The organism is Streptomyces sp. NPDC002144 (assembly GCF_053593695.1).
The window spans coordinates 1-19,492 of sequence record NZ_JBSFDB010000094.1; the positions used below are offsets into that span (position 1 = coordinate 1).

Annotated in this window: 15 protein-coding genes and 2 pseudogenes; 8 read left to right on the plus strand and 9 right to left on the minus strand. The window is 70.4% G+C overall.

All coding sequences use genetic code 11. The annotated features are described in order from the left end of the window. Nucleotides 1–95: 95 nt before the first annotated feature. The gene (locus tag ACWCQ1_RS49560; protein WP_358610029.1) at nucleotides 96–860 is read left to right on the plus strand and encodes a Stf0 family sulfotransferase; all 765 of its coding nucleotides are present in this window, start codon (nucleotides 96–98) and stop codon (nucleotides 858–860) included. Here the strand turns inward: ACWCQ1_RS49560 and ACWCQ1_RS49565 are convergent. The 6 genes from ACWCQ1_RS49565 to ACWCQ1_RS49590 all read right to left on the minus strand — a co-directional run bounded on the left by ACWCQ1_RS49565 (nucleotide 825) and on the right by ACWCQ1_RS49590 (nucleotide 7,454). Continuing rightward, nucleotides 825–1,472 carry a DUF5825 family protein gene (locus tag ACWCQ1_RS49565; protein WP_133047816.1) on the minus strand — a complete coding sequence of 216 codons (648 nt, stop codon included), beginning with the start codon at nucleotides 1,470–1,472 and terminating at the stop codon, nucleotides 825–827. The genes ACWCQ1_RS49560 and ACWCQ1_RS49565 overlap by 36 nt on opposite strands. Beyond that, a complete protein-coding gene (locus tag ACWCQ1_RS49570) occupies nucleotides 1,469–3,421 on the minus strand; it encodes a RiPP maturation radical SAM C-methyltransferase (RefSeq protein WP_451029801.1) in 1,953 nt (650 codons plus the stop codon). Before ACWCQ1_RS49570 ends, ACWCQ1_RS49565 begins: the two co-directional genes overlap by 4 nt. A gap of 17 nt (nucleotides 3,422–3,438) precedes the next feature. After that, nucleotides 3,439–4,221 carry a hypothetical protein gene (locus ACWCQ1_RS49575; RefSeq protein WP_451029802.1) on the minus strand — a complete coding sequence of 261 codons (783 nt, stop codon included), beginning with the start codon at nucleotides 4,219–4,221 and terminating at the stop codon, nucleotides 3,439–3,441. Beyond that, nucleotides 4,218–5,234, minus strand: a complete 1,017-nt coding sequence (locus ACWCQ1_RS49580) for a multinuclear nonheme iron-dependent oxidase (RefSeq protein WP_133047819.1) — start codon at nucleotides 5,232–5,234, stop codon at nucleotides 4,218–4,220. The genes ACWCQ1_RS49575 and ACWCQ1_RS49580 overlap by 4 nt, the downstream gene beginning before the upstream one ends. Further along, nucleotides 5,231–7,240: a B12-binding domain-containing radical SAM protein gene (locus ACWCQ1_RS49585; protein WP_358610038.1), complete on the minus strand. Its 2,010-nt coding sequence runs from the start codon at nucleotides 7,238–7,240 to the stop codon at nucleotides 5,231–5,233. The genes ACWCQ1_RS49580 and ACWCQ1_RS49585 overlap by 4 nt, the downstream gene beginning before the upstream one ends. Nucleotides 7,241–7,301: 61 nt before the next feature. After that, entirely contained in the window at nucleotides 7,302–7,454 is a 153-nt protein-coding gene (locus tag ACWCQ1_RS49590) for a hypothetical protein (protein ID WP_165955061.1), read from the minus strand. 260 nt (nucleotides 7,455–7,714) lie between these two features. Between ACWCQ1_RS49590 and ACWCQ1_RS49595 the strand changes: the two genes are divergently transcribed. Further along, nucleotides 7,715–10,768 carry a lantibiotic dehydratase gene (locus tag ACWCQ1_RS49595; RefSeq protein ID WP_451029803.1) on the plus strand — a complete coding sequence of 1,018 codons (3,054 nt, stop codon included), beginning with the start codon at nucleotides 7,715–7,717 and terminating at the stop codon, nucleotides 10,766–10,768. A 565-nt stretch (nucleotides 10,769–11,333) separates the two neighbouring features. Here ACWCQ1_RS49595 and ACWCQ1_RS49600 read toward each other — a convergent pair. Together ACWCQ1_RS49600 and ACWCQ1_RS49605 are read right to left on the minus strand one after the other, a co-directional pair. Then, nucleotides 11,334–11,492, minus strand: coding sequence for a helix-turn-helix domain-containing protein (locus ACWCQ1_RS49600; RefSeq protein ID WP_451029804.1), 159 nt, complete (start codon nucleotides 11,490–11,492; stop codon nucleotides 11,334–11,336). After that, the gene (locus ACWCQ1_RS49605; RefSeq protein ID WP_451029805.1) at nucleotides 11,428–12,291 is read right to left on the minus strand and encodes a PucR family transcriptional regulator; all 864 of its coding nucleotides are present in this window, start codon (nucleotides 12,289–12,291) and stop codon (nucleotides 11,428–11,430) included. The genes ACWCQ1_RS49600 and ACWCQ1_RS49605 overlap by 65 nt, the downstream gene beginning before the upstream one ends. 520 nt (nucleotides 12,292–12,811) lie before the next feature. Here ACWCQ1_RS49605 and ACWCQ1_RS49610 point away from each other — a divergent pair. Continuing rightward, nucleotides 12,812–12,934 (plus strand): annotated as a pseudogene (locus tag ACWCQ1_RS49610) (flavodoxin family protein); the annotation flags it as partial. 322 nt (nucleotides 12,935–13,256) lie between these two features. Here ACWCQ1_RS49610 and ACWCQ1_RS49615 read toward each other — a convergent pair. Next, nucleotides 13,257–13,874 carry a TetR/AcrR family transcriptional regulator gene (locus ACWCQ1_RS49615; RefSeq protein ID WP_133047825.1) on the minus strand — a complete coding sequence of 206 codons (618 nt, stop codon included), beginning with the start codon at nucleotides 13,872–13,874 and terminating at the stop codon, nucleotides 13,257–13,259. 191 nt (nucleotides 13,875–14,065) lie between these two features. On the opposite strand from ACWCQ1_RS49615, the gene ACWCQ1_RS49620 reads away from it, so the two are divergent. The 5 genes and pseudogenes from ACWCQ1_RS49620 (at nucleotide 14,066) to ACWCQ1_RS49640 (ending at nucleotide 19,402) form a co-directional block, all read left to right on the plus strand. After that, nucleotides 14,066–14,812 carry an SDR family NAD(P)-dependent oxidoreductase gene (locus ACWCQ1_RS49620; RefSeq protein ID WP_451029806.1) on the plus strand — a complete coding sequence of 249 codons (747 nt, stop codon included), beginning with the start codon at nucleotides 14,066–14,068 and terminating at the stop codon, nucleotides 14,810–14,812. Between the two features lie 112 nt (nucleotides 14,813–14,924). Further along, entirely contained in the window at nucleotides 14,925–15,278 is a 354-nt protein-coding gene (locus ACWCQ1_RS49625) for a nuclear transport factor 2 family protein (protein ID WP_451029807.1), read from the plus strand. Nucleotides 15,279–15,445: 167 nt separating this feature from the next. Further along, nucleotides 15,446–15,691 carry a hypothetical protein gene (locus ACWCQ1_RS49630; RefSeq protein WP_358610067.1) on the plus strand — a complete coding sequence of 82 codons (246 nt, stop codon included), beginning with the start codon at nucleotides 15,446–15,448 and terminating at the stop codon, nucleotides 15,689–15,691. A 498-nt stretch (nucleotides 15,692–16,189) separates the two neighbouring features. After that, nucleotides 16,190–17,507, plus strand: a pseudogene (locus tag ACWCQ1_RS49635) (acyl-CoA carboxylase subunit beta). Nucleotides 17,508–17,572: 65 nt separating this feature from the next. After that, entirely contained in the window at nucleotides 17,573–19,402 is a 1,830-nt protein-coding gene (locus ACWCQ1_RS49640; protein ID WP_451029808.1) for a fatty acyl-AMP ligase, read from the plus strand. Nucleotides 19,403–19,492: the final 90 nt, after the last annotated feature.

Sequence of the window (19,492 nt, forward strand, 5' to 3'; positions counted from 1 at the left end):
GGGAGTCCTCCCGGACGGGGCGGTCGTCGGTGAAGCAGGAACCCCAGCGGGCGACCGCTGGAATCCCCCGCCTTTAGGCGGGGGAGGAAGTCAAGGTGCTGCGTTATCGGACCAACGGTCCGGAGTTCGACTTCCCGCCCTTCACCGGGTTGCCGCCGGTCCGCTACGTGCTCGCGTCCACCCCCCGGTGCGGCAGCAATATGCTTGCCCGCGCCCTGTGGCACACCGGTCTGGCCGGGTTCGCCGAGGACTACTTCGCCGACGCCTTTGTGCTGGACTACTTCGAGCGGTGGGGGTTCGACTCCGGTGATCCACAGGAGTTGGCGGCGGGCTATGTGCGGCGGCTGATGGCGTGCCGGACGAGCCCCAACGGCGTGTTCGGGCTGCGGATCCACGCGGGGCACCTCGGGAGGCTGGAGGTCGACCCGTACGACATCCTCCAGGCACCCCAATACATCTGGATCCAGCGCAGGGACCGGTTGCGGCAGGCAGTGTCGTACGCCATGGCCGAGCAGACCGGTGTCTGGATCCTGGACGGGACCTATCTGCCGGAGGGGAGTTCGCGCGTCACTCCCCGGTACGGCTATGACGACATTCGCCGGCATCTGCGGATGCTCGATCGCGACGCGGCCGTCTGGGAGAACTACTTCGGCCGGCACGGGGTCGTCCCCCATGTCGTCGTCTACGAGGACCTGGTCGCGCACCACGAGGCGGGTCTGCGGGGCTGCCTGGACTTTCTCGGCGTCGGCGCGCCCGCGTCGGTGCCGGCTCCGGGGATCAGGCGTCAGGCCGATGAGCTGACGCAGCAGTGGGTCGAGAGGTTCTTACGGGATCGTCGTGCTGAGCGGCCAGCGTCGTAGGCGGTAGGGCGTCCACCACAGATAGCGCCCGGTGCGATGGAGCAGGTTTTCGTGCAGGTGACGCCGCAGGACCCGCTCGGTCGACGCCGACGCCACCGCCGGCACGCCGTCCAGCAGCCCCTGGAATGCGCCACTGCCGGGGTCTTGGACGACAAGGCGCCGGAAGGAGCCCCAGCGGTGGTCGCGGATCTCCAGGAACCCCGGGCCGCGGCGGTATCCGCACTTCGCGATGTGGAATGAGCCGCGCCACGCGGTGACCACTCGTTCTTCGTTCTCCGTTCCCGCGGAGCCGTACAGGACGGATGCCGGGGGGTGCAGATGGCTCAAGTGCCGCCACTGGGCCAGGTCGTTCATGCGCAGCGTCCAGTCCACCGCGATGCCGTGGCTCGTGAGTTCCCGGAGGAGGAGAAGGAAGGCGACCGCGGACGTGCCGTCCGCATCGGTCAGGTCCACCGGCTCGTGCACCTGGACGAACTGGACGCCCTCGGAGGCGAGTTGTCCGACGGCGTGCACGGGGTTGTCCGGCGGCCCGTCCAGAGCCCCGCAGCGGACGCCGGGCAGGCGCATGGCCGCCGGATCGCGGTCCTTCCACAGCGTCAGCCCCCGTGTCATCGGACGCCTTCGCCGGCCGGGGCCACCAGGGCGGGAACCAGCGCCGTGTCGTGACCGTGCAGTCCGGCGCCGTCGAGCCGCAGCAGGTCCTGGTTGGCCACGGCGGGGGCGACCTGCACGTAGTGGCCGCCCTCGGCGAAGACCAGGCCGAGCGCGCGCCAGCGCGCCAGCAGCCCGTTGATGCGCTCTGATGTCACCTCTTCGGCCGGCAACCCTTCGTCCGTGAACCGGGCCGCGGTCTTGCGCAGCAGCGCCGCTGGACTGTGCGGATGGTCGAGCAGCCGGAACACCGTGATGTCGAGCGGATCGGTGAGGTCGAGAAGGTGCCAGGAGAAGCCCGGCCGGGTGTCGACCAGGACGATGTGTCCGCCGAGGTCGCAGTGGGTCAGGCGGCTGCGCGGGTACGACCGCGTCCAGTCGGCTACGGCCGTGCGGAGCCGGTTGAGGCAGCCGTCGGCGATGCCCTGGTGCGGTGCATCGAAGATGTACACCAGATCGGCGAGTTCGTCCTCCGGCAGGTCGTAGATGTGGTGGTAGTGGGAGGCGGGGCGCAGTTCGCCGAAGCCGAGTTCCGGCCGGTCGAAGTAGGGGCTGAACCGCTCGACCTTCAGGCGGGTGGAGTTGGCCGGCGGGGCGAGATGGTGCAGCGCGGGCAGCTGGTCGATGATCTCGTCGTAGTCGTGTTCGCTTTCGCCGGGAAAGCCGTAGAGGTAGTTCCAGCTGACGTTGATGCCGACGGTCTCGGCGTCCCGTAGCAGCCGTACGTTCTGGCAGCCGCTCACTCCCTTGTCCATCAGCTTCAGCACCCGGCTGCTGAGGTTCTCCACGCCGGGCTGTACGTAGCTGATGCCCGCCGCGTACAGCGTTTCCAGTTGCTCGCGCCGCAGATTCGACTTGATCTCGTAGCACAGCCGCAGGTCGTAGCCGCTCTCTTCGAGGAGTGGGGCCATGGAGGTGAGGTAGGCCATGTCGAGGATGTTGTCGGTGACCCACACGTCGAGTACGCGGTGGCGGCGGACCAAGTCGAGGATCTCCTCCACGAACCGCCTGGGGTTCTTGCTGCGGAACTCCATGAAGGAGCCGTTGAGGCCGCAGAACGTGCAGTGGTGTTTCTCGCCCCACCAGCAGCCGCGTGAGGCCTCCACCACCAGCCTCGGCTCCACCCAGCCGCCCGCGGTGGACTGGGCGTGCCGTTCGAAGTAGTCGCCGTAGTCCGGGGTGACCAGTGCTCCTGGGGGCAGTGGGGCGGCGTCCAGGGGATGTGCCACGGACCGGCCGTGCCGGTCGCGGCGGCACAGGCCGGGGATGGCGGCCAGGGCGTCGGTGTCGCCGTCGCGGAGTGCGGCGAGCAGTCGCGGGAACGCGATCTCGCCCTCGCCGCGCACCACGAAGTCGACCTGGGGAAAGTTGCGGTGCAGCGCTGCGCCCTGCGCGCCGTCGCAGTTCGCGCCGCCGAAGACGGTGGTGGTGTCGGGTGCCAGTTCCTTGACCACGCGGGCCGCCGCGAGCGCCGCCGCGTTCTGCGCGAACGTCGTGGTGAAGCCGACCACGTCCGGCGCCGTCGCGGCGATCTTGGCGGCGGTCTCCCGGACGAACAGCGGCGCGAGTTCGTGCAGTTCCCGTGCCTTGGCCAGCATGCGCTGGGGCAACTTCTGGCCGAAGTGCTCGGTGAACTCCGCCACACGCCAGCGGGGTCGGTCGTTGAGCGCGGCTGAGAAGATCCACTCGCTGTGTCCGGAGAAGTACGAGCTCGCGCAGAAGTCGTACTCCTCGAACCCGTACTCCGTTCGGGCGGCCACCCAGTCCGCGAAGTCGAGGTTGGCGTGCACCACTTCGACGTCCGCGGCGCCGTCGGGGAAGACGTCGAGGATCCGGCGTTTGAGAATGCCGAGCGCGAGGGACGGCGCGTCGAGCGATGACCACGGCATGTCCACCAACACGATGTGCACGGCGCATCCTCTCCCCGTCACCACAGTCCGCGGCGTGCCAGCGCACGGCGTGCCGTCTCGCGTCGGGCCGTCGCTTCGGCTTCGAAGGCAGCCGCCACCCGCCCGGACACCACGCCGTGAGCCAGCCCGGAGGACGTGGCGAAGTACGCGTAGTGCAGTGCTTCCGCCTTGGCGGTGTGTTCGGTGTCAGCGGCGCCGGGCTGCCCGCCTGGGGCGGTTCCCCAGGTGGCCACGGAGGCCCTCCCGTACGTGTGCAGGGCGGCGTGGCCGCGGTCGGTGCGGACGATTCCCTCGGCCTCGATCACGAACGACAACGGCTGCTCGCAGGCCAGCGCGGTGAACAGGGCGATCATCAGCTCGTGGGTCACGGTGTCGCACAGCGCCGCGTTCTGGGCGCCGTCCAGCAGGTAGCACGCGAAGGCCTCCTCCACCGACAACCCGGGGCCGGTGTAGGGGATCAGCCGGAACCTGGCGAAGTGCGGCGAGCGGAGGAAGCCGGTGAGCAGGCCGGATTCCGTGGCGCCGGTGTCCCGGAGGAGCCGCATGCTGCGCGGGAACGTGGTCGCGAGGCTGCCGCTGCTGCCGGGCCGCCAGACCTGCGAGCGCAGCCTGCGCGCGGTGGTGTCGAGCTCGGCCGGGTCGACCGAGGCCAGGCACTCCAGCTCACCTGGATCCGTCGCCACCGCTTCGGCGCCCTTGTCGAAGAGGCGGGCCCGCAGGTCCGCATCCAGCAGAAGCCGCATCAGCAGGTCTGTCAGCCGCTCGCCGTCCAGCGACGCGCCCGGCTCCACCGTGCTCATACGGCCTCCCCGCGCTGCCAGGCGGCGACCAGGCCTCGCAGCCGTGCGTAGTTGCGCCGGGACTTCTCGACCAGCTGTCCGTCCTCGCGGTACATCGGGTCCTCGTAGGAGACTCCGAGCAGGTTCGGGCAGCGCGGCAGAAGATACTCGGCGAGCTCCAGCTGCTCGTCCAGCAGGACGCCGTGATGCAGGTCGCGGAACTTGCCGCCCACGATCTGGCAGCCCGACAGGTGCAGTTCCCGGCAGCGGGTGAGGGGCAGGGACTCGATCCCGTCGTACATGCTGTGTCCGGTACGTCCCCTCAGCCACTGGTAGCTGAGCAGATGGCCGACGTCGAGCGTCACCCACACGTCGGCGTCCTCGGCCAGGCGGGTGAAGTAGAGGAAGGCGTCCATGTGTCCCAGGACGAAAGAGCCGCCCTCGGTAAATCCGGGGAACTCGACATGCAGCGGCGGGTCGAGCAGCCGGGCCGCCTCCGCCACGTTCCGGGTGGCGATCTCCAGACCCGGCTCGGTCAGCGGCGGCGGGAGCGGATAGGGCATCGGTATGCCGCGCAGGCTCCATATGCCCAGGTCCTCGACCACCCAGGAGAAGCCGTAGCGGGCGGACAGTTCGTTGGTGAACTCGGCGGCCGGGCGGCGGTCGTAGGGCTCGGGTGCGCCCATGTTCAGCTCGGTCTGGTGGAAGGCGCGGGCGGTCCCGGCGGGCAGCGCCTCGAAGAAGCGGTCGTACGCGCGCATGTAGTCGGCCGTGCGGACGCGGGCGCGCGAGCGCGGCTGAAAGGCGAGGGCCGCGTAGGCGAAGTCGCCGCCGTGGCGGTGCAGGAAGGCGCGGACCCGGTCGGTGATGTCTCCGCCGCCATCGTCGCTCTCCACGAATCCGATGCCACGCCTGCCGAGGCGTCCGCCGCCCCACGGCATGTCCATCAACAGCCCCAATCCCATCCTGTGCGTGGCTTCGGGGATGGTGACGGCAGGGGCGCCGCCGGGTGCGGTGCGCGGCGGTTGCGTCATAGCGAGCTCCTGGCTGGAAGTGCTGTGGCGACTGAGGGGGCCGGGTGGGGGGTGCCGGCCGCCGCGTCGGCCAGGCGGGCCAGCAGTCGGCGGCCACGGTCGGTGCGGGCCGTGAGCAGGCCGTCGGAGCGCTGTTCCACGTCGGCGCGGGGGAGTGCGTAGAACCGTTCCCGGACGATGTCGGCGACGGTGAGGTGGTCCGCCGTGCGGTCGTCGGCGTCCGGGGGCACGGTGCGTACCCATGGGTGCGGGCGCAGGGCTGCGACGGCCGGCGAGCGGTGGCCCTGCGGGGCGGGGCGCGAGGGTGCTGCGGGGCTGGTGCGGCCCGGTCGGACGGTGCGGAAGATCCGCACCAGTCGGTCCAGGGCCTCGGTGCGCGTGGGGCCGCCGCGGACCGCCAGCGGGTGGCCGAGGCGGCCGGCCAGGTAGCTCAGCTCGGGGTTGCCCGCGAGGCGGTCCGAGGTGTCGAGGGCGAGCCCGTACTCCTCAGGGTCGTTGACGAGCCTGCTGCCGGGTTCCGCCACCATCAGTTCCAGCGCGTCGATGCCGATGTGCCGTTCGTTGTCGACGAGGAAGCGCAAGGATGCCTCGAACTCGGCCGGCGTCTCGTCCAGGACCTGTCCCATCACGGTGAACCGGACGGTGATGCCCGCTGCGGCGAGGTTGTCGAGGACGCTCTGGTAGTCGGCCGCGCGCACGCCCCGCTCCATCCGGTCCAGGAGGCGCTGAGAGGTGCCCTCGTAGCCGACTGAGATCATCGCGCAGCCGGCCGTGGCGAGGGCGTGGCAGAACTCCGGGTCGGTCAGGGCGGCCTCCAGCCGGCTGCGTACGCCGAACCGGACCCGTATGCCGCGTTCGCGCACCGCGCGCATCGCGTTCAGGATCAGCCGCAGATTGGTGTTCTCGTCCGCGACCGACACGTAACGGGTGCCCGTGGCGCGGACCACGGCTTCTACGGCGTCGGCGATCTGGGCCGCGGTGCCCTGCTGGTAGCCGCCGTGCGGCAGCGACCGGTTGCCGTACGAGCAGAACGCGCAGCGCCCCCAGTAGCATCCGACGCAGGAGACGATCGCGAGTTCCAGGGCGTTGTTGAGGTAGGAGCGGAACGGCAGTCCGGTGAAGTCGGGCGGTCCCAGGTCACGGAAGCGGAGGGTCACCGCGGGAGCCGTGCGTGGTGAGGGCCCGGACCGCGGTAGCCAGGTCATGCCGGGCACGGCGGTGAGCGGGATCGTCCCGTCCAGTGCATCCAGCCAGCGTTCGAGTGGTTCCTCTCCGGCGGTCGGGCACAGGGCGTCGACCGTGTCCCGGATTCCGGGCAGTCGGGCGAGGCTGTCGTGGCGGAGCATCACCTGCTGACCGCCCAGACATATCCGGGTATCCGGCGCCAGCCGCCGGATCCAGGCGGCGATCAGCAGCGCGGGCGCGAGCTGGCTGAAGAACGCCACCGACAGGCCGACCACCCGGGGGCGGTGACGAGCGAGCAACCCGGTCACCAGACGGTGCAACGAGACGACCGGTACGCCCGACGCGGCGGGCGGCCGGTCTGCGGCCCGGCGTACGGCGTCGTCGAGCCCGCCGAGGTCCTCCCAGGTCCGTGCCAGGAAGCTGTCGCGGACCAGTAGTTCCAGAGCCAGGGTGGCGAGCCGGACCGCACGGTCGGGGCCCAGCTCGCCGGCTGACTCCTTGTGCAGAACGTGCGCACGCACCCCGTCGATGTGCGTGGTGAAGACGTCGGCCACAGCTCGGCGGTACCAGTCGCTCATGGCCGTACCGCCGTCGCCCGGTTTCTGGGCACGGACCGCGCCGTCCAGCAGCGCAGGACGTCGCAGCAGCTCGTGGAGCACGCCGATGTTGAGGTCGGCCTGATGAACCCGCCTGCCCAGGCGCCGCAGGTGGCCCGTCAGATAGGGCAGGCTCAGATACGGGAAGAACCTGGCCTCGGTCTGCGGAGGAAAGATCAACAGGACGTCGGTGCGAGTGCGGTCCGCCGACTGGCTGGACGGCACGACCCACCTCCTCGTCTGACCAGTCCCACCCGTTCGAGCATGGCCTCGGCTCTCGGGTCCTCTAGCCGGGGATGTCCTCCGTGCTCTCCGCCGCGATGTAGGTGTACGTGTGGTAGGCCGCGCCGAGCTTCAGCTCACTGGAATCGATCACCTGGAGTTCTTCGAGCTCACCGAATTCCTCATCGGCGAGGTTCTCGGGAAAAACAGCGGTCATGAATTCTTCCCCTTCGCAAACAGGATGGGAATGTGCCGCGTGCCGTGTATCGCGCCCACGCTAGCCAGAGCGCACGCGTCTCAACAGCCCATACGTCGTCGTTTTCGCGGGACGGAATTCGGCCAGGTCAGCGGCTCAAGCAGACTCCACGGCATCGGTACGGCGCAGTACCCGCCACAATGACCATGACTCATAATCGCCCTCGCGCCGGGGCGTTTGGGAACAATGGCGGACGACATCGTTGTGCTGCTGGAGGCCCTTTGGACCGCCTGTACCGTCATGTCGATGCGGCCGTGGTCCGGGCGGCCGCCCGACGCCCCGATGACTCGCCGGTCTGGAAGGACCTGACCGACCCTTCCGCGCCCCAGGAGTCGTGGCGGGCGTGGCTTCAACAGATGTGGCAGGCGGCCGACTTCGCCACCGCGGTCGAGTTCTCCAGCCCCGACCTGGCCAGACGGGTGCACCAGATACGCGTCGGCGAGCCGGTGGAGGACCACGCCCTACGGCGCGCGGTGCTGTCGGTGCTGCGCTACCTGCTGCGCGCCCGCTCCCGCGCCACCCCGTTCGGTCTGTTCGCCGGCGTCGAGGCCGCCCACATCGGGGCCGCTCCCGCGCTGCGTACGGGCACCAGGCACCGGGCGGTCACCCGACCGGACGCCGTATGGACCGCGGCACTCGTCGACCGGCTGGAGCAACACCCCAGGCTGCGACCCCAATTGACGCTTCTCGCATCAAGCCTCGCCTTCGAACGCGACGGACGCCTGACCATCGAGCACCGCCCCAGCAGCGAGGAAGGCGGCGCCCCCGCACATGTGCGGATACGCGCGACCGGGCCCGTTCGCATGGCTGTGGACGGCGCGCGGACGCCCGTCTTGTGGGCGGAACTCGCCGAAGCCCTCTCCGCCGGATTCCCGGCCGCTTCCCCCGCCGCGATCGACAAGCTCCTCGCCAACCTGGTACGACAGCGATTCCTGATCACCAGCCTGCGTCCTGCGGTCACCGCATCCGACCCGATCGCCGTCCTGCTCGGACAGGCACAGCACCTGCCGACGTCCGACGCCGACGAGTTGCAAGAGGTCGCGGCGGCGCTGGCCCGACACGACGCCGCCGCCAGCGCCGCCACCGCGCGCGCCGGCGCCGAACGCGCACACGTGACCGCCGCGATGACACGCCTGCGCCCCGCCGTGAAACCGACGCTCGCCCTCGACCTGCGGCTGGACTGGGATCTGGTGATCCCGGAGGCGGTGGCCGAGGAGGTGGCGTCGGCCGCCGCGGTCCTCACCCGCCTGGCGCCGCAGGCAGCGCTGAGCCCCGGATGGGCCGACTGGCACGACCGCTTCCTCGAACGCTACGGCCCAGCCGCGGTGGTGCCCGTCCTGGACGCCATCGACCTCCTCGGTTACCCGTCCGGCTACCTCGGCTCCACACCGGCGTCGACCGGGTCGCGGCTGACCGCCCGAGACAGCCGGCTGCTGGGACTCGCCCACACCGCCGCGATGAGGCGCCGCCGCGACGTCCGGCTCGATGACGCCGTGATCGAGGAACTGGCGGTCACGGATCACGGTCGGCCCGTGCAGCCGAGCACCGAGGTGACGGTACGGATCCACGCCGCGAGCGTATCCGCCCTGGACGCAGGCGAGTTCACCCTGCACGTCGTCGGGGTGTCCCGTGCGGCGGCAACGGCCACCGGGCGCTTCCTCCACCTGTTCGACGCCGACGACCGCCGCCGGATGACCGACGCGTACGCCGGCCTGCCCGGCGCCCACCAGGACGCGCTGATCGCACAGATCAGCATCACCCCGCTGTACATACGCTCCGTGAACGTCGCGCACGCCCCACCGGTGACGCACTTGATGATCCCCCTCGGCGAGTACCACGGATCCGACACGCACCACCTACCCGTGACGGACCTGGCGGTGACCGCCGATGCCGAGCGGTTGCACCTGGTCTCACTCTCCCGCCGCCGCCCGGTGCACACGATGCTGCCGAACGCGGTGGACCTGACCCACCACACCCATCCGCTGGCACGCTTCCTGCTCGAGGCACCGGTGGCACTGGCCGTCCCCTGCACCGGCTTCTCATGGGGCGCCGCCGTCGCCGGCCTGCCGTTCCTGCCCGCACTGCGCTACGGGCGCACCGTACTGTCCCCGGCCCGCTGGACCCTCGCCGCCGCCGACCTGCCCGACACGCGGACACCGTGGCCGCAGTGGGACAAGGCCCTGGCCGAATGGCGTCGCGAAGTGCTCCTGCCCGAGCACGTGTACCTGGGCGACGGAGACCGGCGCATCCACCTGGACCTGACGGAGCCCTCGCACCGGGTCCTGCTGCGCACCCACGTGGAGCGTGAGGGCAAGGCGCTGCTCCGTGCCGCCCCGAAGCCCGGGGACCTGGGCTGGACCGGCGGACGCGCCCACGAGATCGTCATCCCGCTGGCCGCCGTGGAGCGGGCCGGGGCACCGGTCCGCCCATCGGGCGACATCGTCGGCCGCGAGCACGGCCACCTGCCGGGCTGCGGCAACGCGCTCTCCATCAGACTGCACGGGCACCGCGACCACCAGGACCCGCTCCTGACCCGGCATCTGCCCACCCTGATCGACGAGTTGGGCGGACCCCGCTGGTGGTTCGAACGCCACCGCGATCCCGAGGACCACCTACGCGTACGGCTGACCTGCGCGTCCGGCTCGCTCGGCACCGCCGTCGAGCAGACCGGCGAGTGGACCCGACGACTTCGCCATGCGGGCCTGATCACCCACACGAGCCTGGAGACCTACCACCCGCAGACCGCGCGCTTCGGCGGCTCCGCCGCGATGGCCGCGGCCGAGGAGTACTTCGCCGCCGACTCCGCCACCGTCCTTGCCCAGCTGACCGCACAGACCGCCCGGGACGCTTCCGACGCTCGAGCGGTGACCGCCGCGAGCATGGTGGCCGTCGCCGTCGGCCTGCTCGGGGACCCCGCCAAAGCGATGCGCTGGCTGACCTCACACACCCACAACGACACAAGCGCCCCACCCCGCGCGGTCTACGACCAGACCATCGCCCTGACGACCGCCGCCGTCACGCCCGAGGCTCCCGGCACGCCGGTGCTCGACGCGAGCATCACCGCGAGCTGGTCCGCACGCCGTACCGCCCTGGCCGCCTACCGCAGCGCGCTCGAGGACGCGGGGACCCTGCCCCCGCAGGACCTCCTCCCGGACCTGCTGCACCTCCACCACGTCCGCATGCGCGGACCAGACCTTCCAGCGGAACGCGCACACCTGCACCTGGCCAGAGCCGCCGCACTGAGCTGGACGGCACGAACAAGCAGAGCGACATGACCACGACGTCCGGCCCGCGCGCTTGACCGTCGTAGAGCCGGGTCACCTGTTTGTGAGGGTTCCCGTCCGTGCAACTCGGTGATGCCGGCGCTCGGTATCACATGACGCGACAGGAGGAGTGGCGTATGAGGCACGACGGCGACGACCGATCCGGCCGAGGACGGATGGGCGGCACTGTGGAACGGCGCTGACGGGCACGATCCGGAGGCGACGGGGATGCTCAGCGCCATCGTCGCGCCGCTCCCCGCCGGAGGACTACTGGTCCTGCAACAGGCCGGACACCAGGTGACCCTATGACCGAGTCGAGCCTTGCACCCTTTGCGCAGTGGGCGTCTGCTCAAGCTGCGCGGCGGTGGCAAAGCCGCGGGCAGGGGTCTCGTACCCCTTGATCGAGGACGAGGGGCTGGAGACGCGGCTGTTCCTGCCGACGCCGCAGTCTGAGCCGCCGTCATCGACGTGATCCGCAAGCCGACGCCGCACTACGAAGCGCGGTTCCTGCACGACGTGCTGATCAGCCATCACGACATCACGAACCCGCACTTGCTTCGCCGTAGGCATCTTCCAGTCAGCGCCGCCCACCCAAGATGATCTTCCAGACACGTGTCGCCACCTGCAGATTGAGCCGGGTGCCCACGTCCGCCAGGTCGCGGCCGGTGATCTCACGGATGCGCTGCAGCCGGTAGCGCAGGGTGCTGCGGTGGACCGTCAGCGCGGCGGGCCGCATCGTCGTAGTTGCCCCCGTAGTCGAAGTAGCGTGAGAGTGTTTCCACCAACTCCGTGTCGCGCTCTGCGTCGTAGCCGATCAGCCGGCCGAGCCACTCTCGTACGAAGCCCTCGAGTTCCCGGACATCATCGCCGGGCCCCAGGATCCGGTACAGCCCGAGGTCGTCGAAGAACGTCGTCCCGCTGCGCTGGCGGGAGTTCTGCCGCACATCCAGGGCCCGCAGTGCCTTCCTGATAGCAACGGGGAACGGCGCCGGGGGAGTCGCAGCGGGTGCTACCCCGATCGCGCCGTCGGGCGCCCCCAGCTCACGGGCCAGTGCCGTGTGCACGGCATCGTCGTCGGGCCTCGCCTCGGTCAGCAGGACCACCCGGTCGCCGCGACGGGTGATCAGCGGTCGGGCCGCCGTGGTGGCCGCCGCGTGCTCGACGTACCAGGTGAAGGAGTCGTCCGCGGCATTGCCCGGCCAGTGCACCACGACTACGTAGTGGGTGCGTTGCAGGTCGTGGCCGAGAGCTTCGGCGCGGGCGTAGGCGCTCGTCTCGTCAGTGCCCTCCAGCAGGTCATCGATCAGCTGGCGGCGCAGCCGCAGCTCGACCTCGGTGAGCTCGCGCATATGCAGGAGCTCCTGAGCGAGCGCGCGCTGGGCGTGGTCCAAGGCGAACATGGTGTGCTCGTCGGCCGCTGCCTCGGGATCCTCGAGGGCGAGTACACCGAGGAGGTCGCCGCGCGGCCGGGCCAGGACGATCAGCCGGCCCCTGACTCTGACCGGGCCCGCCTCGCGCGCGGCGTGCCGCAGCATCTCTTCCTGGTGTGTGGAGGACCGTACCGGATAGGGGTCGGGCCGGTCGGCGCCGGCCCACGACCTCAGGTAGCCGAATCGGTCCTCAATGAGCGCCGACAGTCCCGTGTCAGGCCGAACGCCCAGTTCCAGGACCGCTCCGGAAGGGACACGGAGCCGTCAGCGTCGCCCAGCTCCTTCATCGGGATTCCTCCGTGGATACCCCCGCCTTCAGGCGGGGAGGAAGCGGACTCCTGCGGAGCAGGGCAGGGAAAGCCGATGCGCCGCCAGGGCGGATCGGCGTTCACCGCCAACCAGCCGCAGGTAAGTGGTAGCTTCTGTGGCGTCCGGTCGGCGATAACCAAGCTGGCCGGGCCTACCGCCGGACTGGCGGGATGTCAGGTCTGTGGAGCTGGCGTAAGACTGCTGGGCGTACCCACGTCCCTTGCCGTTAATTCGGGGCAGCTGCTGTCTGAGAAGCAGAAAGCTCAACCCGCGAGGGAAGAATCTCCCGGCTTCAGCTGGGGGAGAAGTCAAGACCTGGAACCTGATGCACGTGGCGGCCATGCTCAAGCGTGCCAAGGGCATCCCTGCCCACGGCAACCAGCGTTCGGAATGGGACGCGGGCTGTCGCCTTGACGCGCCCAACCCCGACTATCGCTGAGTCCCAGAGCTCGGAGGCATGCCGAGGCTCGTCGGCTAGGAAGCGCCGGCGTCGCCGGCCGTCGCAGAGGCCAGGCGCACTTCTGGTCGAGTACGCCGTGCAGTCCCAGGTGATGACCTTGGTGCCGTTGGTGGTGCCTCGCCGTTCGCGTCGAGGCACCTGGCCGCAGTGCGTCTGGACCGGCGATGGGGCCGCTCTTCTGGGCTGCGTGGGCCGGTGGCAGGCCGTCAGACGGGTGGAGGGTCCGCTTCTTCGGGGCGGACGGCGTCGGGGCCGGCCGGCCAAGTGGCGCGGTCTCGCGTCGTTCGGTCATGTGTCGGCGTCACTCGGGCCCGGGATCTTGACCGCCATGGCCCGGGACGGCGCGCAGTGCGATGTCCACGGTGGCGTGGAGTGCCGCACGCCCTGCGCCTGCGGCGGCGTGGACGGCGTTGCCCTCGCTGACGACCATGACGTAGCGGGCCAGTGTCAGCGGGTCGGTGCCTGCGGGCAGGTCGCCTTCCGCGACGGCGCGGGTGAGCCGCTCGGCCAGTGCTCGTTCGCCGGCGAGGCGGCTGTCGGCAAGGAACTTGGCGATGTGGCCGTTGTCGCCGCCTTCGGCGAGGCCGCCCTGCACGGACAGGCATCCGGGCGGTCGGTCGGTGCGGGTGAGTGCGTCGGCGTTGGCCCGTAGGAAGGCCTCGATGACGGCGTAGGCGGTGGGCCGGGTGAGCGCGTCCCGGGCGTAGGCCATGTCCGCCTCGGCGTAGCGGGCCACGGCGCGGCGGAACAGCTCCTCCTTGTTGCCGTACGCCGCGTACATGCTGGTCCGGTTGATGCCCATGGCGTCGGTGAGATCGCTCAGCGACGCGCCTTCGTAGCCCTGGCGCCAGAAGACCTCCACCGCACGGTCGAGCGCCGCGTCCGCGTCGAAGCTCCGAGGTCTGCCTCGCTCCGCCATCCTCACCCCCGATCTCAGGCGTCCCATAAATCTTAACCGGTCGGTACGGAAATAGTCCGCGGGGTGCCGTCGTTATTCGGTATCGAACGGTACGGAAATGGAGTGGTCGTCTGCGGGACAGTGCGGCGAGCACCCCGGCCGGGCCGGTCGTTCGATCCAGTGCCGAACAATCCACGCAAGGAGAAACACTCATGGGACAGCTCGACGGCAAGACCGCCCTCGTCACCGGGGCAACCTCGGGCATCGGCCTGGCCGCCGCCCGGCGACTGGCCGCGGCGGGTGGGCAGGTCTTCCTCACCGGCCGCCGTCAGGAGGCCCTGGACGAGGCGGTGGCTTCGATCGGCGACCGGGCCACCGGCGTCCGTGCCGACGTCGCGGACTTGGACGATCTCGACCGGCTGTTCGCCGTCGTGGCGGAGCACGGCGGCCTCGACATCGTGTTCGCCAACGCCGGCGGCGGAGCGTTCGCCGCGCTGCCCGACGTCACCTGGGAGCACTACACCGAGACGTTCAACACCAATGTCGGCGGCACTCTGTTCACCGTGCAGAAGGCCCTGCCCCTTCTCAGGGCGGGCTCCTCGGTCATCCTCACCAGCTCCAACATTGACACCAAGGGCGCCGCTTCGTTCGGCGTCTACGCCGCCAGTAAGGCTGCCCTGCGCTCGCTCACCCGCAGCTGGGCCGCAGAACTCGTCACCCGGGGCATCCGCGTCAACAGCATCGCCCCCGGCCCGATCGAAACCCCGGGTCTCAGCGGTCTGGCCGACGACCCCCAGTCCGCCGAGCAGCTGCTCAAGGGCCTGGCCGCCGGGGTGCCGATGAACCGGCTCGGGCGACCCGAGGAGATCGCCGAGACCGTACTGTTCCTGGCGTCCGATGCCAGCAGCTACATGACCGGAGCCGAGATCTACGTGGACGGCGGCGCCAGCCAGATCTGACCGGGGCCGCCGGCCGAACCGTCCGGCACCCCACACCACCCATCCCACCGGGACGGCCCGCCGCGATCACCGCTTCGGCCGGCCGTCCCGGCGCCACCCATCGAGGGACACCATGCACACCGTGACCGACCTGCTCGCCGCCAACCTGCACGAAGTGTTCGGCAACCGCGACCCCCGCTCCCGCCGCGCGGCCATTGAACGCATCTACACCGAGAACGTCGTGTTCACCGACCCGGAAGGCGTCAGTACGGGCTGGGACGCCCTTGAGGACAAGGCCCGTACCCTGCTCGACAGGGTCCCGTCGGACTTCGGCTTCACCGAGGACGGCCGCCGCTACGCCGGTCCGCAGGACGGCGCCCTCGCCTGGGCGTTCGGCCCCGAGGGCGAACCGGCGGCGCGCGGCATCGACATCATCACCGTCCGGGACGGCAGGATCGCCACCCTGCTGACCCTCTTCACCGCCTGACGCTCAAGGAATTTGGGGGAAGGGGGACGTGGCCGGCACGGCGCGGGCTTCGAAAGGCGAGTTCTGCCGCAACTCGAAACGCGGTGACCGCCATGGATCTGGGGGGTGCCGTTGACAAGGAGGTCGGTCGACGTCCTCGCGGACCGCAATCGGCGCAGTCCGCGAGAGTGACCGCACCCAGGGCGAAGGATCTGCGCGACGTGGTACTGGTCGGTCACTCCTGCGCCGGCGTCACGATCCCGCGCGTCCTGGACCTCATACCTGACCGGATCCGCCACGTCGTCCTCGTGTCGGTCGTCGTACCGCCCGACAGCTCCAGGGTGCTTGACCAGATCGATCCCGAAGCGCGGGGCCTGGTGGAGCAGTTCATCACCGAGGCGTTTACGAAGTCGATGACTCGTCCGCCCTGCTGAGCGAGGTGGTGAACCTGAGCGGCTACCGACGCGAGATCCCCCGGACGTGCGTGCACCTCACGCGCGACCGGTGCTACGTCGAGGGACTCCAGCATCGGTCCATTGCGCTGCTTCGGCCCAACGTCGTCGATCTCTACACAGGCCACATGGCCATGATCAGTGCGCCCGCAGCACTTGCCGCCGTCCTCAACGCAATCCACGGCTGATCGCCGCCTCGCCCTGCAGCTGGGAGCCTGTGAACGCATCCGGCTTCGTGACCCTGGTCAAAGCCGGAGCTCGCTTCGTAACGGCGCCCGTGAATGCCTCTCGGGTCGGGCACCAGGCCCGGGAAGCCGGACAGATCCCCCCGGCCCGCAACCTCCAGTCCGCCCCTCCCGGGCGTTTGCGCTTGTAGTCCGTCTATGAACGCGCGCCGCAGGTCGCTCAATAACTTCACATTCGGTGCGAGAAAGAGGACCGCCGATTGCGTGACTGCCATGCTCCCAAACGCCGAAGGAGGTGGCTGTGACCTCGATCGCGGAGACCCGGGAATCGCCCGCTCCTGCTGTGGGTACGACTGCGCAACGGCTCGAGGAACTCGCTGCTCGACAGCGACGGGCCCTGGCCGGCGGATCGGCGCAGGCCGTGGCCCGGCAGGCCGCGCGCGGTCGCCTCACCGCTCGCGAGCGCCTGGCTCGGTCGCCGGATCCGGATTCGTGCGTCGAGACCGGTGCACTCGTGTGCGGCAGCGGCGACACGGCGTACGGCGGCGGCGTGGTCACCGGCTTCGGCACCGTCGACGGATGCCAGGTGTGCGTTTTCGCGCAGGACGCCACCGTCCATGGCGGCAGTATGGGCGAGGCGTTCGGGGAGAAGGTCGTCAGGACGATGGACCTGGCGATGGAGACGGGGTGCCCGGTCATCGGTCTCAACGACTCCGGCGGTGCACGCATCCAGGAGGGCGTGGCCGCTCTGGCCCTCTACGCCGAACTGGCCTGTGGCCACGTACATGCCTCCGGCGTCATCCCGCAGATCTCCGTGATCACGGGACCGTGTGCGGGCGGCGCCGCCTACTCGGCCGCCCTCACCGTCATGGTCGACGGCACTTCGCACACGTTCGTCTCCGGCCCGGACGTCATCGAGTCGGCCACCGGGGAACGGACGACGGCCGAGCAACTCGTCGGAGCCCGCGCCAGCAAGTCCGTCAACGGAAACGCCCATTTCCTCGCCGAGGACGAGGACGACGCCCTCGGCCTGGTCCGGGTCCTGCTCTCCTGCCTTCCCGCGACAACCGCTCCGGCTGTCTTCGCGCGGGCCGCCTCATTCGACGATCCGCGCCTCGAAGTGCACGAGCTGTTCGCACCCAACATCGTCTGCGCCCTGGCCCGGGTCGAGGGCTGTTCCGTCGGCGTCGTCGCGAACGAGCCGTTGCACAGCGCCCGTTGGTGTATCACTGCTGACCTTCGCCGATGTGCCCGGTGCCCGGCTACCTTTCGGGCACCCACCAGGACCAGGCCGCAAGGCCTACGGCGGTGGTTACGCCGTCATGGGCTCCAAGCAGCTGAGCGACGTCAACTTCGCCTGGCCCACGGCCAGCATCGGCGTGATGGGCGCTCGGGGGGCGGTCGGCGAGCGGTCGGCGGCGGATCTGAGGGCGAAGTTGGTGGAGCAGTACGAAACCGTCCGCGGCACCCTGTACGCGGCTGCCGCCCGTGGCTACATCGACGCGGTCATCACGCCCCGCAGCACCCGCTCGCACATCGTTCGCGCCCTGCGTGCGCTGCGCACCAGACGTGCCACAGTCCCCGACCGGCGGCACGGCAACATTCCGCTGTGAGTGCAGCGCAGCCGTGCTCGCAGTCCCCGGTCCGCGAGACGACCTGTGATGTGAGGAGTACTCCCATGCCCGCGCACGCCTTGCCACACACCTCCGACACATCGAGCGCAGTGCCGGACGACTCGAGCAGTCTCTCCGCACACCTTGCCCACTGGGCCCAACACACCCCTGGCCGTCCCGCGTTCACCTTCGCCGAGTACCCGGCGTCGGGCCTCCGGGCCAGGCAGCGCACGCTCACCTGGCACCGCGCCGACGTACGCACGCGCGCGGTCGCCGCCCGCCTGACGGAGGCCGTGGCTCCCGGCGAACGCGTCGCCCTGCTCTGCGGCCAGGGCCTCGACTACGTCGTCGGTTTCCTCGCCGCGCTCACCTGCGGCGCCGTCGCCGTCCCGCTGTTCACCCCCGACCTACCAGGTCACGCCGACCGTCTGGCCGGGATCCTCGCCGACTCCCGGCCCACCGCCGTGCTCACGAACAGCGCCGATGCCGACACCGTGAGCGCCTTCCTTGCCGCACATGGTCTGCGGCCCCGGCTGATCGTCACCGACCTCGTCCCCGACGACCGGGCAGCCGGCCCGCGTGTCCCCGCGCCGGACGGGCAGGCGACCGCCTACCTGCAGTACAGCTCCGGCTCCACCCGGTCCCCGACCGCCGTCGAGATCTCGCACGCGAACGTCGTCGCCAACGCCCGCCAGGCGCTCACCGCGTACGGCGCCGACGAGCGGCCCCCCACCATGGTCGGCTGGCTACCGCTCTACCACGACATGGGACTGGTGCTCAGTGTCGCCGCCCCCGTCGTCCGCGGACTGCGGTCCGTCGTCATGGACCCGCTGGCCTTCCTGCGACGGCCCGCACGCTGGCTGCGCCTGCTGTCCGACTTTCCGAACGCGCTCAGCGCCGCGCCGAACTTCGCGTACGACTACTGCGCGACCGTCATCTCCGACGAGGACAAGGCCGGCCTCCGGCTGGACCGGGTCGCCGTGCTCGTCAACGGCAGCGAACCCGTGCGGCCCGAAACCGCCGACCGCTTCCACGCGGCCTTCGCCGGCCAGGGACTGCCGGCAGAGGTGCACTGCCCGTCCTACGGCCTCGCCGAAGCCACCGTCTTCGTCAGTGCCCACCGGCCCGGACAGCCGTTGCGCCGATACTCCCTTGACCGCGAGACCCTGGCGGCCGGCAGAGCCGTACCCGTCTCCCCGGATGATCCGGCCGCGGTCCTGCTCGCCGCCTGCGGCGAACCCGTCGGGCAGACGATTCGTATCGTCGACCCTGTCACCACCGCCGTCCTGCCGCAGGGGGAGGTGGGCGAGATCTGGGTCCAGGGACCCAACATCGGGCGCGGCTACCAGGATCGCGGCCCGCGGACCCGTGAGACCTTCCAGGCCCGTTTGAGACACGAACCCGGCCACTGGCTGCGGACAGGTGATCTCGGCACGGTGCTCGACGGACAACTCCTGGTCACCGGCCGCCGCAAGGACCTGATCATCGTGGACGGGCGCAACCACTATCCGCAGGACGTCGAAGGCACCGCGCAAGCGGCCCACCGGGCGATACGCCCCGACCGTCTGGCGGCCTTCGCCGTCCCGGCCGGACAACTCCCCGCCGGCCGGGACCCCGACGGCGCCACCGACCCCCGTGCCGCGATCGCCGCGGAGTCCGTGGTGATCGTCGCTGAACACGTCCGTGGCCTGCCCGCCCCGGCCCGCAATCCCGAGGCGGTCGCTGCCGCCGTGCGAGCGGCCGTCTCCGCCCGGCACGGCCTGCGGGTGGACGAGGTGCACCTCGTGCCGCCCGGCAGCGTGCCGCGCACTTCCAGCGGCAAGATCTCCCGCACGCTGACCCGCGCCCGCTATCTCGACGGTTCCTACGAGCGGCCGGAACGGGGCACGGCTTGACTTCCTCCCCCGCCTAAAGGCGGGGGATTCCAGCGGTCGCCCGCTGGGGTTCCTGCTTCACCGACGACCGCCCCGTCCGGGAGGACTCCC

What these genes read in the sequence shown, in the direction of transcription:
- ACWCQ1_RS49565 (WP_133047816.1), bottom strand. Translation starts at nt 1,472, where the DNA reads ATGACACGGGGGCTGACGCTGTGGAAGGACCGCGATCCGGCGGCCATG.
- ACWCQ1_RS49640 (WP_451029808.1), top strand. Translation starts at nt 17,573, where the DNA reads ATGCCCGCGCACGCCTTGCCACACACCTCCGACACATCGAGCGCAGTG.
- ACWCQ1_RS49605 (WP_451029805.1), bottom strand. Translation starts at nt 12,291, where the DNA reads ATGCTGCGGCACGCCGCGCGCGAGGCGGGCCCGGTCAGAGTCAGGGGC.
- ACWCQ1_RS49600 (WP_451029804.1), bottom strand. Translation starts at nt 11,492, where the DNA reads ATGCGGCCCGCCGCGCTGACGGTCCACCGCAGCACCCTGCGCTACCGG.
- ACWCQ1_RS49580 (WP_133047819.1), bottom strand. Translation starts at nt 5,234, where the DNA reads ATGACGCAACCGCCGCGCACCGCACCCGGCGGCGCCCCTGCCGTCACC.
- ACWCQ1_RS49620 (WP_451029806.1), top strand. Translation starts at nt 14,066, where the DNA reads ATGGGACAGCTCGACGGCAAGACCGCCCTCGTCACCGGGGCAACCTCG.
- ACWCQ1_RS49615 (WP_133047825.1), bottom strand. Translation starts at nt 13,874, where the DNA reads ATGGCGGAGCGAGGCAGACCTCGGAGCTTCGACGCGGACGCGGCGCTC.
- ACWCQ1_RS49625 (WP_451029807.1), top strand. Translation starts at nt 14,925, where the DNA reads ATGCACACCGTGACCGACCTGCTCGCCGCCAACCTGCACGAAGTGTTC.
- ACWCQ1_RS49575 (WP_451029802.1), bottom strand. Translation starts at nt 4,221, where the DNA reads ATGAGCACGGTGGAGCCGGGCGCGTCGCTGGACGGCGAGCGGCTGACA.
- ACWCQ1_RS49590 (WP_165955061.1), bottom strand. Translation starts at nt 7,454, where the DNA reads ATGACCGCTGTTTTTCCCGAGAACCTCGCCGATGAGGAATTCGGTGAG.